The sequence below is a fragment of the Bradyrhizobium sp. UFLA05-125 genome (assembly GCF_059803515.1).
Map to the genome: position 1 here is coordinate 150,389 of NZ_JBANBJ010000001.1, position 13,891 is coordinate 164,279.

Here is a 13,891-nt window from a genome sequence, read left to right on the forward strand (position 1 = left end):
TCCTACCGGGCCGGTCACGGACGTCTCGTCTCAAAGGCGGCGCCTCATCGCGCCTGCCATGACCTATCTTGCGCACAATTCTTGTGCAGTCAAGCGTCATGCCTACAGTTTAGACAGATCTTCCCATCTTTCAAGTGCAGTGCAGCAAAAAGCTGTTGCTGACAATCCGGCAAACACCGCTGTGCTTGCGCGGTGACCGTGCTAGAGGCATGCCAAAATCACCCCTCGCCCCGATCATCACTACCAATTGAGTATTTAAGCGCTATGGCGAAATCAGAGCGGACCGCAGTTGTTCTCGTAGCGGCCGGGCGCGGGCTGCGCGCCGGTGCGGGCGGGCCGAAGCAATACCGCGAGATCGGCGGCATGCCTGTGATCTTTCGCGCCATGGAGTCCTTCAGCAACCACCCTGACGTCGCGCTGGTGCAGCCGGTCGTGAACCCAGATGACAGCGCCATGTTCACGGCAGCGGTCAACGGCCTGCGCCATGAGCATCCGACCAGCGGTGGCGCGACGCGCCAGGCTTCCGTGCTCGCCGGCCTCGAAGCGCTCGCCCCGCACAAGCCGGATCTTGTCCTGATCCACGACGCGGCCCGACCCTTCGTCTCGCAGGCCCTCATCTCCCGTGCAATCGAAGCCGCGAGTCGCCACAGCGCCGCAATCCCCGCGATTCCCGTCAACGACACCGTCAAGCTGATAGGTGCGGCCGGAGAGATCGAGTCAACGCCGGACCGCGCGCGCCTGCGGATCGCGCAGACGCCGCAATCCTTTCGTTTCGATGTCATCCTCGACGCGCATCGTCGTGCGGCGAAGGACGGCCGCTCTGATTTCACAGATGATGCGGCGATCGCCGAATGGGCGGGATTGACGGTCGCAACCTTTGAAGGCGATGTTGCAAACATGAAGCTCACCACCCCCGAAGACTTCGTCCGCGAGGAAGCACGCCTCGCCAGCCAGCTCGGCGACATCAGGACCGGGACCGGCTATGACGTGCACGCCTTCGGTGAAGGCGACCATGTCATGATCTGCGGCGTACGGGTGCCGCACAGCAAGGGTTTCCTGGCCCATTCCGACGGCGATGTCGGCCTGCATGCGCTGGTCGACGCCATCCTCGGCGCGCTCGCCGACGGTGACATCGGCTCGCACTTTCCGCCGAGCGATCCCAAGTGGAAGGGCGCCTCCTCCGACCAGTTCCTGAAATACGCCATCGAGCGCGTCACGCAGCGCGGCGGCCGCGTCGCCAATCTCGAGGTGACGATGATCTGCGAGCGGCCGAAGATCGGCCCCCTGCGCGACACCATGCGCGCGCGGATCGCTGAAATCTCCGGCGTCGACATCTCGCGCGTCGCGGTGAAGGCGACGACCAGCGAGCGGCTCGGCTTCACCGGCCGCGAGGAAGGCATCGCGGCGACCGCGAGCGCCACCATCCGCCTGCCCTGGAGCGTCTAGGCCATGGGCGGCAGCGACGCACGCGCCCTCTCCCGCTCGCTGCTCGATCTTTGCCGGATGCGCAAGCTGACGATCGCGACCGCCGAGTCCTGCACCGGCGGCCTCGTCGCCGGCGCGCTGACTGACATTCCAGGCTCCTCGGACGTGATCGACCGCGGATTCGTCACCTATTCCAATGACGCCAAGCGCGCGATGCTCGGCGTCGAGGCGAGCACGCTGCTGAACTTCGGCGCCGTCAGCAAGGAGACCGCGACCGCAATGGCGGTCGGTGCGCTCGAGCGCGCCGGCGTCGACCTTGCGGTCGCCATCACCGGCATCGCCGGCCCCGGCGGCGCCACGCCGGGCAAGCCGGTCGGGCTCGTCCACTTCGCCGCCGCCGCGCGCGACGGCCGCATCATCCACCGCGAGCACCGATTTGGCGCGATCGGCCGCACCGCCGTGCGGCTGCGCTCGGTCGTTGAAGCTTTGCGCATGCTGATGGATCTGGCGCGCGGTCCGCAAGCGCAAGCCAAACCGCGCCGCGAAGCCGCAAGCCGTCTGCGATCCCGCGTTGCCCGATCACCGCGACGCGGCGCAGTGAAGCGGCGAAGGCCGCCGCGTGGCTGACCGCATTGATTTCGATCAAACGTCTTTCAAATTCTGAGCGATTATTGTCAAAACAATCGTGACCGCGACGCAGCGCGCGGACCGAACGTCTCCGTTCAGTCGAAGCTTGCGCCCACCCATATTCCCGCAATAATGGCCGTCTAAGTTGCGCGTCGGGAATTTACCGGCGCAACATTCGGGGAGGGCGGCAACGTGTTCGCTCGCTACGCGATCTCCGCGGCAACCGTGTACTTGGCCATCTGCGATTTCGCGGCCGCGCAAGCCGTTAATCAGCCGCCGGATACGATGGCCGCGCGCGTGGAGGCCTGCACGCCCTGCCACGGCAATAAGGGCGAAGGCACCAGCGACGTCTATTTCCCGCGCCTTGCGGGCAAGCCGGCGGGCTATCTCTTCAACCAGCTTGTCGCCTTCAAGAACGGCCGGCGGAAATACCCGCCGATGAACTATCTGCTGGAATTCCTCCCCGATTCCTATCTGCAGCAGATGGCGGACTACTTCGCAGATCAGCATCCCGCGTTGCCGCCTGTGGCGGCAAGCGTTGCAAGCCAGGAGGTTCTCCAACGCGGTCAGTCACTGGTGACGCGCGGCGATCCCCAACGCCAGATACCTGCGTGCGGCAGCTGCCACGGCCCGGCCCTGACCGGCATGGAGCCGGGAATCCCGGGCCTGCTCGGACTGCGCCCCAACTACATCAGCGCGCAGCTCGGCGCTTGGCGGTATGGTACCCGCACTGCGAAGGCGCCGGACTGTATGCAGCAGGTCGCTGCCCGCCTCACGGAGGAGGACGTCACGGCCGTCGCGGCGTGGCTGGCGAACCACCCGGCGCCCGTGAATTCCGCTCCGGCGCCAAAGGGTACCTACGTGCTACCCTTCGCCTGCGGCAGCGAACCGGATTGAGGAGACGAGGATGCCATCGCGCTCACGAATCCTGGCCGCTCTGCTGTTGTCGGTCCTCGTCGGATCTGCCCAGGCGCAGCAGAAGGCCGGCCCGCCCAGCGACAACGTCGTGGCACGCGGCGAGTATCTGGCGCGCGCCGGCGACTGTATCGCCTGCCACACGGCGCCCGAGGGTCGCACTTTCGCCGGCGGGCGCGCGATGCCGACGCCTTTCGGCACGCTGTACTCGTCGAATATCACGCCGGATCGGGAAACCGGCATCGGCAAATGGACCGCGGAGGACTTTTACAAAGCCATGCACACCGGTCGCTTTCCGGATGGCGGGCTGATGTATCCGGCGATGCCGTTCGCCTCGTACACAAAAGTCACGCGGGCCGATAGCGAGGCGATCTTCGCGTATTTGAAGTCGATCCCGCCCGTGAACCAGAAGAATCGGGAACACGAGCTTCGCTTTCCCTATTCCAATCGCCAGCTCATTCTCGGCTGGCGAACGCTGTTCTTCAACGAGGGCGAATTCAAGCCCGATCCGACCAAATCCGCCGAGTGGAATCGCGGCGCCTATCTGGTCGAGGGCCTCGGCCATTGCGGCATGTGCCATTCGCCGATCAACGCGCTCGGCGGCACCTCGCAGTCGGATGCGTTCAAGGGCGGACTGATCCCGATGCAGAACTGGTACGCGCCCTCACTCACCTCAAATCGCGAGGCCGGGCTCGGTGACTGGAGCATCAAGGACATCTCCGATCTGCTCCAGACCGGCGTTTCGGCCCGCGGCGTCGTCTACGGGCCGATGGCCGAGGTCGTGCACAATAGCCTGCAATATCTCAGCGACGAGGACACCAGGGCGATGGCGGTCTACCTGAAGGGCATCTCGGAGCCCTCGCCTCCGCCGCCAGCGAGCTCGGCGCTGCCGACGACCGAAAGCAGCCTGCTCATCAGCCTCGGCAAGACCGTCTATGACAAGAACTGTGCGAGCTGTCACGGCGCGCAGGGCGAAGGCAAGCCGCCGCACTGGCCACCGCTCGCCAACAATCAGTCGATCGAAATGCAATCGGCAGTCAATCCGATCCGCATGGTGCTCAACGGCGGCTATCCGCCCGGCACCGAGGGCAATCCGATGCCCTATGGCATGCCGCCCTTTGCCGGCTTGCTCTCGGACAACGAGATCGCTGCCGTCGTCTCTTATATCCGAACGGCTTGGGGCAATCGCGGCACGCCGGTCTCGGCGCGCGAGGCCAACGAACTGCGCTCCGCTCCCCTCAATTGAGACGCGCCATGATCAACTCCGATCCACCGACCAGCTCTGCCACCGCCGACCAGGCTGTCGACGAGGTGGTCGCGCGAGGGCCGTCCGGCGCAATCGCGCTCGCCGGCATTGCAACCGCCTGCGTGGTCGCGATCTGGCTCGCCTTCTATCTCTTCGTCTTCCTGCCGCGCGGGGCACTGCAATGAGTGCGGAGGATACCAGCCATCACGGCGCCGAGATTGCGGCGCGCACCGAGCGGCGATGGGCGACCCTCTCGGTCATCATTATCGTCGCGATGGCGGTGCTGGCGGCGGTTGCCGGCATCCATCGCGCCACCATGCCGCAGGCGCGCGTCGAGACCACCGATCCGTCGCGGATCCATCTGTCGGGCGAATTCGTCGAAAGCAATCTCGGCAGCGTGCTCGAGTCCAATGGCGCGGTTACGGTGCGCGCGATCGGCCAGCAATATTCCTTCACGCCCGCCTGCCTCCTGGTGCCGGCCGAGACGCCGATCACGCTGCGCGCCACCAGCGCCGACGTGGTCCACGGTATCCTGGTCCAGGGCACCAACATCAATACCATGCTGGTGCCGGGCTACGTCTCCGAGCAGCTCATGCGCTTTGAGCGGACCGGCGACTATCTGATGCCCTGCCAGGAATTTTGCAGCTTCGGTCATGAAGGCATGTGGGGCAAGGTCAGGGTGATCGACAAGGCGAAGTTCGCGGAGCTTGCAAAGAACGGCGGGAGGCTGAGCTGTGTTGGCCAATAGGAAGCTCGTCCTCGCCCATTTCTGGCTGGCTTTCGCGGTGTTCGGCGTGGCGCTCACGCTCGGCGCCTGGCAGATGTTCATCCGCAGCCCGCTCGGCACCTGGCTTTCCAATCCCGAGCTTTACTACCGCTCGCTGACTGCGCACGGCACGGTGATGGGCTACGTCTTCCCGACCCTCGTCGCGATGGGATTTGGCTATGCGATCAGCGAGTCCGCGCTGGAGCAGCGTCTGGTCGGCGTACGCTGGGCCTGGGCCGGCTTCTGGCTGATCGTCGGCGGCAGCATCATGGCGATGATCCCGGTCGCGCTCGGCCGTGCCTCCGTGCTCTACACCTTCTATCCGCCGCTGATCGGCAGCCCCTTCTACTACGTCGGCGTCGTGCTGGTCGTCGTCGGGTCCTGGATCTGGGTCGCGCTAATGTCGATCAATCTGCGCATCTGGAAACGGGCCAATCCCGGCAAGGCAGTGCCGCTGGCGATGTTCGCCAATGTCGCGGGCTCGTATCTCTGGGCGTGGACCGCGGTTGGCGCCGCGCTCGAGCTATTGCTGCAGATCATCCCGGTCGCAGTCGGCCTGAAGGCCACGATCGACGCCGGCCTTGCGCGGGTGTTCTTCTCCTGGACGCTGCACGCCATCGTCTATTTCTGGCTGGTGCCGACCTACATTGCCTATTACACCATCGTGCCGCGCGCGATCGGCGGCCGCGTCTACTCCGACACCATGGCGCGGATCGCCTTCATTCTGTTCCTTGTGGTGGCGATGCCGATCGGCATTCACCATACCTTCGCCGACCCGCAGGTCGGCGCCGGTTTCAAGTTCGTCCATTCCGCTTTCACCGCGCTGGTCGCGCTCCCGACGCTTCTCACCGTATTCACGATCTGCGCCTCCGTCGAGATTGCGGCGCGCCTGCGCGGCGGTCGTGGCCTGTTCGGCTGGATGCGAACGCTGCCGTGGGAAAACCCGATGATGCTGGCGCTCGCCTTCTCCTTCGTGATGCTCGGTTTCGGCGGCGCCGGTGGCCTGATCAACATGAGCTATCAGCTCGACAGCTCGATCCACAACACGCAATGGATCACCGGCCACTTTCACCTGATCTTCGGCGGCGCCATCGTGATCATGTATTTCGCGATCGCCTATGATTTATGGCCGCATCTTACGGGCCGCGAGTTCGTCGATCTCCGCCTCATCCGCACCCAGCTCTGGCTGTGGTTCATCGGCATGATCATCACCACTTTCCCGTGGCACTGGGTCGGCATCCTGGGCATGCCGCGCCGCATGGCCTATTTCGATTTCGCCGATCCCGCGATCGCGCCGCAGGCGCTCTCGGTTACGTTCTCTGCCATCGGCGGCTTCACCCTGCTGACATCAGGCATTCTCTTCCTGGTCATTCTGGCCCGCGGCATGCGGTCGCCCGCGGTCGAGGCCGGCGAGTATCGCTTCAGCCTCGCGGTGCATCAGCCGGTGACCGTTCCGCTTGCGCTCAACACGCACGCGCTGTGGGTGGCGCTGATGATCGGGCTCACCATCACCAACTATGGCTACCCGATCCTGACGCTGGCACTGACCGAAGGCACGTCGGTGCCGGCCGTCTATGTGGGAGCGCAGTGATGAGTGCGCGCGACCTTTTCACGCTCACCAACCGCCATTTCAAGACGAGCGTCGGCATCACCGCTGCAATCTTCATTGTCACGGCAATTGTCGGCTTCATCGTGCTGCCGTTCGCGCAACCCTGGGTTCAGTTCGCCAACGTCTGGGATGCGATCTGTAGCGCCGCCGGCGTGCCGCAACGCTCGGCGGCTGCCGCGGCGCAGGCGCCGGACAAACGGCTGTCGGAGGTCGTGCTGACCTCGCACACGCTGTCACGTCCGAACCAGGAAGCGATCGGACGCGGCGCCACGCTCGCGCAGCGCTGCGCGATCTGCCACGGTCCGACCGGCATCAGCCGGGCGGATTCGCCCAATCTTGCCGGTCAATACGCCGCCGTCATCTACAAGGAGCTGCACGATTTCCGTTCGGGTGCGCGCACCAACGCGGTGATGTCGCCGTTTGCGACCGGCCTGACCGATCAGGAGATTGCCGACCTCGCCCTTTACTACGCGTTTCTGCCGCGGCTGCCCGCCTATCATCCGACACCGCAACTGCCCAAGCCCAACATCGTGATCTACGGCGCGCCGATGCGGGGGATCGCCCCCTGTGGCTCCTGCCATGGTAGCCTCGACAACAAGACCGGCAGCCCATGGCTCGAAGGCCAATCAGAGGCCTATCTGAAGGCCCAGCTGCAGGCCTTCGCCGCTAGTGATCGGCGCAACGACATCAGCCAGCAGATGCGCAACATCGCGCGCGCGATGACGCCGCAGGAGATCGATGAGGCTGCCGCCTACTACGCGTCGCAGCCGCCTGACGTCGTCAAGGCGGTGGACTGATCAGGACGATGCGATCTTCGGCCGGCCGTAGATCGCGTCGGCTCGCTTCTCGAATGCGGCGGAGAAGCGCGCAAAGGCGGCGTCGAACATCGAGCCCATCAGCATCGCGAGCATCCGGCTCTTGAACGCGTAGGTCAGGAAGAAGCCGACGTCGCAGCCGCCCTCGCCCTTCGGCTCGAAGGTCCAGCGGTTTTCGAGGTTGCTGAACGGGCCCTGCAGATATTCGACCAGGATCTTCAGATTGGCGCGATCGAGCGTCACGCGGCTGGTGAAGGATTCCTTGACCAGCTTGAACGACACCGTCATGTCGGCGATCAGCACCTCGGTACCGTCGGGCTTTGCAACCCGCTGGCGCACCTTCAGCGCGCTGCACAGCGGCACGAATTCCGGATAGCGCTCGACATCGGCGACCAGATCAAACATCTCTGGCGCGCTGTGGTTGACGCGGTGCTTGCTCGAAACTCGGTGCATGTGACGTCAGCGGGCGTGAGCTGCTCGCGCTGCCTTCAATCTCGCGAAATCGTCCCCGGCGTGATGCGATGAACGGGTCAGCGGGCTTGCCGATACCATCAGGAAGCCCTTGGTGTAGGCGACCTTTTCATATGAGGCGAACTCATCCGGCGGCACGTAGCGCATCACGGCGTGGTGCTTGCGGGTCGGCTGGAGATATTGCCCGATGGTCAGGAAGTCGACCTCGGCCGAGCGCAGATCGTCCATCACCTGGAGCACCTCGTGGCGCTCCTCGCCGAGGCCAACCATGATGCCGGACTTGGTGAAGATGGTGGGATCGATCTCCTTGACCCGCTGCAACAACCGGATCGAATGGAAATAACGCGCGCCGGGCCTCACCGTCAGGTAACGCGACGGCACGGTCTCGAGGTTGTGGTTGAAGACGTCGGGCTTGGCTGCGGCGACGACCTCGAGCGCACCCTCCTTGCGCAGGAAGTCGGGCGTCAGGATCTCGATCGTGGTGGAGGGACAGGCGACGCGAATCGCGCGGATCGTCCTGGCGAAATGCTCGGCACCGCCGTCGGCAAGGTCATCGCGGTCGACCGATGTGATCACGACATGGGCGAGCCCGAGCTTTGCCGTGGCCTCGGCCACATGCTCCGGCTCGGCGGCGTCGAGCGCGTTGGGCAGGCCGGTCTTGACGTTGCAGAAGGCGCACGCGCGGGTGCAGGTGTCGCCCATGATCATGAAGGTGGCGTGCTTCTTGTCCCAGCACTCCCCAATGTTCGGGCAACCCGCCTCCTCGCACACCGTATGCAGGCCGTTGGCCCGCACGATGTTGCGGGTGTCGGCATAGCCGCGCGTGTTCGGCGCACGCACACGGATCCAGTCCGGCTTCGGCGGCGAAGCAGCATCGGGCCGGTTCACTTTTTCCGGGTGACGCGGGCGCAGCGGATTTGTGATGGTATCGACAATAACGACCATGGGGTGTCCGGTCTATTCAGGTCCTACCTAGTCGGTATCGCAGGGCATCGCAACCCGCTCGCGCCGCTTCAGGGAACATGGCAGATATGGGCAATATCCTGCTCTGTCGTCTAGCGATTCTCACCTCGAATGGCTCCAAAATCGAAGCCCTCCACGCCTGGCTCAAGCTCCCCTTTGGGCAAGCCACTGAAGCGGACCTTTTTCGCGCGCAGCGTCCATGAGGTCGCCCCCGACCTGATCGGCGCGACGCTGCTGGTGAACGGCGTCGGCGGCATCATTGTCGAGGTCGAGGCCTATCATCATACCGATCCGGCCGCGCACTCCTACCGCGGGCCGACGCCGCGGAACCAGGTGATGTTCGGCCCGCCCGGCTTTGCCTATGTCTATCGCTCGTACGGCATCCACTGGTGCGTGAACTTCGTCTGCGAAGAGGAAGGCTCGGCGAGCGCCGTCCTGATCCGCGCGCTGGAGCCGACGCATGGGATCGCCGCGATGCGCCGCCGCCGGCATCTCGTCGATGTGCATGCGCTGTGCTCGGGACCGGGCAAGCTGACGCAAGCGCTCGGCATCACGATCGCGCACAATGCCCTGCCCCTCGACCATCCGCCAATTGCGCTGCATGCGCGCAGTGGCGAAATGGAGGTCGCGACCGGCATCCGGATCGGCCTCACCAAGGCGGTCGAGCTGCCCTGGCGCTACGGCGTCAAGGGCTCGAAGTTTTTGAGCAAGCCGTTTCCGAGTTAGCAGTCATTCCGGGATGGTCCGAAGGACCAGACCCGGAATCTCGAGATTCCGGGCTCGATGCTGCGCATCGCCCCGGAATGACGGTGAGGTCACGACACCTGCTTCAACCGCTCCAGCGCCTCGAGCAGCTTTGCCCTGCGCGCCAGCGCGGCCTCGCGCTTTTCGCGCTCCTCCTCGACGACCTCTTCGGCCGCATTGGCGACGAATTTCTCGTTCGCCAGCTTGGACTCGGCGCGCTTGATGTCGGCATCGGCCTTGGCGATCTCCTTGTCGAGGCGCACGCGCTCGGCTGCGAGATCGATCACGCCCTTCAGCGGTAAGGCTGCGACCTCGCCGCGCACCAGGATCTGCACGGCGCCGTCGGGCGCGCGATCGGCGAAGGAGATATCCGAAAGCCGCGCCATGCGCTTGATGACATCGGCCCAGCGCGGCGCGCGCTCCTTCGTCTCCGCGGAGGCGCCGGCCAGCACCAGCGCCGTCAGCGTCGCCGGTGGGATGTTCATCTCGGCGCGTACCGAGCGAATCTGCGTCACGAGATCGATGACCCAGCCGATCTCGGCTTCCGCCGCAGGATCGGTGAAGTCGGCATGATCGAAGATCGGTAGCACCATCGGCGAAAGGAAGGCTCCGTCATTCGGCATCGATGCTGCGACCATCGCGAGTTCTTCCGCCGTCGGCCCCGCGGACTTCAGCGGCCAGGGCGCCAGCGTGAGCAGTTGCTCGCGCTTGGCGGTCACCTCCCACAGCTCTTCGGTGATGAAGGGCATGAAGGGATGCAGCAGCTTCAGAATCTCGTCGCGTGCCCAGGCGACCATCGCGCGGGTCTCAGCCTTTGCGGGACCATCCGGGCCGAGCAGCACGGGCTTCGCGAGCTCGACATACCAGTCGCAATAGACGTTCCAGACGAAACGGTAGATCGCGCCCGCCGCATCGTTGAAGCGATAGGCTTCGATTGCCTCCGTCACCTCGCGCGTGGTGTGCGCCGTCTCATGCGCGATCCAGCGGTTCAGCGTCTGCGCCGCTTTCGCGGGCTCAAAACCTTCGGGCACTACGCACTGGTTCATCTCCGCGAAGCGGCAGGCGTTCCAGAGCTTGGTCGCGAAATTGCGATAGCCCTCGACACGGCTCGTGGCGAGCTTGATGTCGCGCCCCTGCGCCGCCATCGCCGCCAGAGTGAAGCGCAGCGCGTCGGCGCCGTACTCGTCGATCAGATGCAGGGGATCGATGACGTTGCCCTTGGACTTCGACATCTTGGCGCCCTTCTCGTCGCGAACGAGGGCGTGGATGTAGATCGTCGAGAACGGTATTTCCTTCATGAAGTGCAGGCCCATCATCATCATCCGGGCGACCCAGAAGAAGATGATGTCGAAGCCGGTGACCAGCGCGTTGGTCGGGTAGTAACGCTTCACCTCCGGCGTATCGTCGGGCCAGCCGAGGGTGGAGAACGGCCACAGCGCAGAGGAGAACCAGGTGTCGAGCACGTCCTCGTCGCGGGTGATGAAGCCCTCGCGCTTGTTGCGGTCGAGCGCCATCTCGCGCCCCTGCTCCGGCGTGATGACCTCCTGCTCGACGTAATAGCCGAGCGCGTGGCTGACGGCCTCCTCCTCGGTCTGGGCGACGAACACCTTTCCGTCCGGCCCGTACCAGGCCGGGATCTGATGGCCCCACCAGAGCTGGCGCGAGATGCACCAGGGCTGGATGTTCTCCATCCACTCGTAATAGGTTTTTTCCCAGTTCTTCGGCACGAAGGTCGTCTCGCCGCTGCGCACCGCCGCGATGGCAGGCTTTGCAAGCGTCTTGGCGTCGACGTACCACTGGTCGGTGAGGAAGGGCTCGATCACGACGCCGGAACGGTCGCCATGCGGCACCATGTGGGTGTGCGGCTCGGTGCGCTCGATGAAGCCGAATGCCTCCAGTCGCTCGACGATGCGCTTGCGCGCGGCGAAACGCTCGACGTTGTGGAATTCCGCGGCGAATTGCGAAGCGCCCTCCGGCAGGTCGCGCAGGTAGTCCTCGTTGTCGACGAGGTCGAGGCAGCCTTCCTTGTCGAGCACGCTGATCTGGCGCAGGCCGTGGCGCCTGCCGACCTCGAAGTCGTTGAAGTCGTGCGCCGGCGTCACCTTCACCGCGCCCGAGCCCTTCTCGGGGTCGGAGTAGTCGTCGGCGACGATCTTCACCTTGCGGCCGACGAGCGGCAGGATCACGTGCTTGCCGACGAGCTTCTGGTAGCGCTCGTCCTCGGGATGTACGGCGACGCCGGTATCGCCCAGCATGGTTTCGGGGCGCGTCGTGGCAACGACGATGAAGCTCGCGGGATCGTCGGGGCTGAAGGTTTTGCCCTCGATCGGATAGCGCAGATACCAGAGGCTGCCTTTGACCTCGACCTGCTGCACCTCGAGATCGGAGATCGCGGTGAGCAGCTTCGGATCCCAGTTCACCAGCCGCTTGTCCTTGTAGATCAGGCCATCGCGGTGCAGCTCGACGAACACCTTGATGACGGCCTTCGACAGGCCCTCGTCCATGGTGAAGCGCTCGCGCGACCAGTCACAGGAGGCGCCGAGGCGCTTGAGCTGGTTGATGATGGTGTCGCCGCTCTCGGCCTTCCACTCCCAGACCCGCTCCAGGAATTTCTCGCGGCCCATCTCGCGGCGGCTGGGCTGCTGACGCTCCATCAGCTGCCGCTCGACCACCATCTGGGTCGCGATACCGGCATGGTCGGTACCGGGCTGCCACAGCACGTCGCGGCCGCGCATGCGCTCGAAGCGGCACAACACGTCCTGAAGCGTGTTGTTGAGCGCGTGGCCCATGTGCAGCGAGCCCGTCACGTTCGGCGGCGGGATCACGATGGTGAAGGGGGCGGCGTCGCGCCGGTCGGGACGGCCTGCCTTGAAGGCAAGGCTGTCCTCCCAGACGACGGACATGCGGGCTTCGATATCGGCGGGCTGGTAGTTTTTCTCGATCATGGGGCTGCTAGAAAGCCGTGCACGGGGGCCAAGTCAACGGAAAGTGTCAAGGGAAAGCCCGGCGGCAAAGTGCTCTCCGGCCCGGTCGCCAGGCCGAATCGGTCATAAAAGCAGGGCTTTATCAGTCCCGCGGGGCTGACCTTACCGGCCGCCGCGCGAGACCCGCTCGATTTCCGCCTTCACGATGCGTTCAACGAGGCCGGGCAGGTTATCGTCGAGCCAGGATTTCAGCATCGGCCGCAGCATCTCCTTGACCAGATCCTCCAGCGTCCGCGCATTCGAGCTCAGGACGGTATGGGCCAGGGAGTTGAAGGCGGATTCGACGGCCGAGACCGTCGTTTGCGCCAGGATAGGCTGCTGCGGCGGCAGCGGCGGCGCATTGAAATCGACCGCGTGGTAGGATGGTGGCGAAGGAGCCGGCCGAAATGGCGGCGCCGCGGCTTCGGCGAATTCGACATCATCGCCCGGCTCGACCTTGCGGAAGCTCGGCGGTGGAGGCGCCGGCGTTTCGACCGCCATCTCGTCGGTCAGCTCGAGTACATCGGACTCGGGCTCGGGCTCGGGTTCCGGCGCCCGCATCTCGGGCGCGGGGGTCGCCTCGTCCAGCCCCGCCAGCAGCGCGTCGATATCGTCCTGGTTGTTGCTTGCGGCCGGCGCTGGCGGCGGAGCCGCCGGCTTTGCAGCAGGTGGCGGTGCAGCCGGCTTTTCAGCGGCGGGTTTCGCCGGCGCGATCTTCGACGGCGGAATGTCATTCATTGCGGCGGGCTTGGGCGCCGGCGCGGGCCTGGCAGGTTCGGCGGCCTTGTCGGTCGGCGGCGGCTTGGCCTCATCGTCGGCAATGATGCGCCGGATCGAGGCCAGAATCTCCTCCATCGAGGGTTCTTGCACCTTTGCAGGCTGCGTCATCTCCGACTCCACATCATCAACGCCCTCGCATGCGTTGTTTTACACCAAGCACGACAGGATTGGCCGGTTCCGAACGGGTGGCTCGACATTTTCGCCGCGACCGCCTGACTTGTCCCCAGATCAAGGCGATTGCGACTCATCGCGCGGCGGTGCGCCCCTGCCCACGTCACCGAAGCCCTACGCAAACAAAACATGAGATGAGATGCGACGCGAATCGCGTCCTCATCTCAGTGAAAGGCTATGTCAGGGCGTTTGATGATTGCAAGCAAACCGCAAGTCGTCATCGTCATGAGGTGATGCCGACCCAAAGCGCGATGAGATCGGAATGAATCATCATGGCGCTCTAGGTTAACGTTCGAGCATCATCTCCGCGCAAGCGCGTTCCGCGTTTGTCGCGCGGGAAAACCGCTTCACACGTTGCGCTAACGCGGCCCTTTCGGGTCCGGACCATGCTCCAGT

Annotated in this window: 13 protein-coding genes; 9 read left to right on the plus strand and 4 right to left on the minus strand. The window is 64.8% G+C overall.

Annotated features, from left to right (window positions below):
- Positions 1-264 precede the first annotated feature (264 nt).
- From SO156_RS00720 to SO156_RS00755, 8 genes are all read left to right on the plus strand, one after another.
- Complete coding sequence (locus SO156_RS00720; RefSeq protein WP_458147880.1) at positions 265-1,446, plus strand: bifunctional 2-C-methyl-D-erythritol 4-phosphate cytidylyltransferase/2-C-methyl-D-erythritol 2,4-cyclodiphosphate synthase; 1,182 nt, start codon at positions 265-267, stop codon at positions 1,444-1,446.
- A 3-nt stretch (positions 1,447-1,449) separates the two neighbouring features.
- Positions 1,450-2,052, plus strand: a complete 603-nt coding sequence (locus SO156_RS00725) for a CinA family protein (protein WP_458147881.1) — start codon at positions 1,450-1,452, stop codon at positions 2,050-2,052.
- Between the two features lie 192 nt (positions 2,053-2,244).
- Complete coding sequence (locus SO156_RS00730) at positions 2,245-2,949, plus strand: c-type cytochrome (RefSeq protein ID WP_458147882.1); 705 nt, start codon at positions 2,245-2,247, stop codon at positions 2,947-2,949.
- Between the two features lie 10 nt (positions 2,950-2,959).
- Positions 2,960-4,213, plus strand: coding sequence for a cytochrome c (locus SO156_RS00735; RefSeq protein ID WP_458147883.1), 1,254 nt, complete (start codon positions 2,960-2,962; stop codon positions 4,211-4,213).
- Between the two features lie 8 nt (positions 4,214-4,221).
- Entirely contained in the window at positions 4,222-4,398 is a 177-nt protein-coding gene (locus tag SO156_RS00740) for a hypothetical protein (protein WP_458147884.1), read from the plus strand.
- Positions 4,395-4,961, plus strand: coding sequence for a cupredoxin domain-containing protein (locus tag SO156_RS00745; RefSeq protein WP_458147885.1), 567 nt, complete (start codon positions 4,395-4,397; stop codon positions 4,959-4,961). The genes SO156_RS00740 and SO156_RS00745 overlap by 4 nt, the downstream gene beginning before the upstream one ends.
- The gene (locus SO156_RS00750) at positions 4,948-6,570 is read left to right on the plus strand and encodes a b(o/a)3-type cytochrome-c oxidase subunit 1 (protein ID WP_458147886.1); all 1,623 of its coding nucleotides are present in this window, start codon (positions 4,948-4,950) and stop codon (positions 6,568-6,570) included. The genes SO156_RS00745 and SO156_RS00750 overlap by 14 nt, the downstream gene beginning before the upstream one ends.
- Positions 6,570-7,385 carry a c-type cytochrome gene (locus tag SO156_RS00755; RefSeq protein WP_458147887.1) on the plus strand — a complete coding sequence of 272 codons (816 nt, stop codon included), beginning with the start codon at positions 6,570-6,572 and terminating at the stop codon, positions 7,383-7,385. The genes SO156_RS00750 and SO156_RS00755 overlap by 1 nt, the downstream gene beginning before the upstream one ends.
- On the opposite strand, the gene SO156_RS00760 is transcribed toward SO156_RS00755, so the two are convergent.
- Both SO156_RS00760 and lipA read right to left on the minus strand, forming a co-directional pair.
- Positions 7,386-7,856 carry a type II toxin-antitoxin system RatA family toxin gene (locus SO156_RS00760; protein ID WP_498533512.1) on the minus strand — a complete coding sequence of 157 codons (471 nt, stop codon included), beginning with the start codon at positions 7,854-7,856 and terminating at the stop codon, positions 7,386-7,388.
- A 6-nt stretch (positions 7,857-7,862) separates the two neighbouring features.
- Positions 7,863-8,819: a lipoyl synthase gene (gene lipA, locus SO156_RS00765; protein ID WP_498533513.1), complete on the minus strand. Its 957-nt coding sequence runs from the start codon at positions 8,817-8,819 to the stop codon at positions 7,863-7,865.
- A 129-nt stretch (positions 8,820-8,948) separates the two neighbouring features.
- Between lipA and SO156_RS00770 the strand changes: the two genes are divergently transcribed.
- Positions 8,949-9,563 carry a DNA-3-methyladenine glycosylase gene (locus SO156_RS00770; protein ID WP_458147890.1) on the plus strand — a complete coding sequence of 205 codons (615 nt, stop codon included), beginning with the start codon at positions 8,949-8,951 and terminating at the stop codon, positions 9,561-9,563.
- A gap of 89 nt (positions 9,564-9,652) precedes the next feature.
- Here the strand turns inward: SO156_RS00770 and SO156_RS00775 are convergent, their stop codons facing one another.
- Positions 9,653-12,526 (minus strand): valine--tRNA ligase, encoded by a 2,874-nt coding sequence (locus SO156_RS00775; protein WP_498533514.1) that lies wholly within the window; start codon positions 12,524-12,526, stop codon positions 9,653-9,655.
- Between the two features lie 141 nt (positions 12,527-12,667).
- Positions 12,668-13,432, minus strand: coding sequence for a PopZ family protein (locus SO156_RS00780; protein WP_458147892.1), 765 nt, complete (start codon positions 13,430-13,432; stop codon positions 12,668-12,670).
- Positions 13,433-13,891 lie beyond the last annotated feature (459 nt).

Bases quoted from the DNA above. Each gene is read 5' to 3' on its own strand.
- SO156_RS00720 (WP_458147880.1), top strand. From the start codon at position 265: ATGGCGAAATCAGAGCGGACCGCAGTTGTTCTCGTAGCGGCCGGGCGC.
- SO156_RS00725 (WP_458147881.1), top strand. From the start codon at position 1,450: ATGGGCGGCAGCGACGCACGCGCCCTCTCCCGCTCGCTGCTCGATCTT.
- SO156_RS00735 (WP_458147883.1), top strand. From the start codon at position 2,960: ATGCCATCGCGCTCACGAATCCTGGCCGCTCTGCTGTTGTCGGTCCTC.
- SO156_RS00740 (WP_458147884.1), top strand. From the start codon at position 4,222: ATGATCAACTCCGATCCACCGACCAGCTCTGCCACCGCCGACCAGGCT.
- SO156_RS00745 (WP_458147885.1), top strand. From the start codon at position 4,395: ATGAGTGCGGAGGATACCAGCCATCACGGCGCCGAGATTGCGGCGCGC.
- SO156_RS00755 (WP_458147887.1), top strand. From the start codon at position 6,570: ATGAGTGCGCGCGACCTTTTCACGCTCACCAACCGCCATTTCAAGACG.
- SO156_RS00760 (WP_498533512.1), bottom strand. From the start codon at position 7,856: ATGCACCGAGTTTCGAGCAAGCACCGCGTCAACCACAGCGCGCCAGAG.
- lipA (WP_498533513.1), bottom strand. From the start codon at position 8,819: ATGGTCGTTATTGTCGATACCATCACAAATCCGCTGCGCCCGCGTCAC.
- SO156_RS00770 (WP_458147890.1), top strand. From the start codon at position 8,949: ATGGCTCCAAAATCGAAGCCCTCCACGCCTGGCTCAAGCTCCCCTTTG.
- SO156_RS00775 (WP_498533514.1), bottom strand. From the start codon at position 12,526: ATGATCGAGAAAAACTACCAGCCCGCCGATATCGAAGCCCGCATGTCC.
- SO156_RS00780 (WP_458147892.1), bottom strand. From the start codon at position 13,432: ATGACGCAGCCTGCAAAGGTGCAAGAACCCTCGATGGAGGAGATTCTG.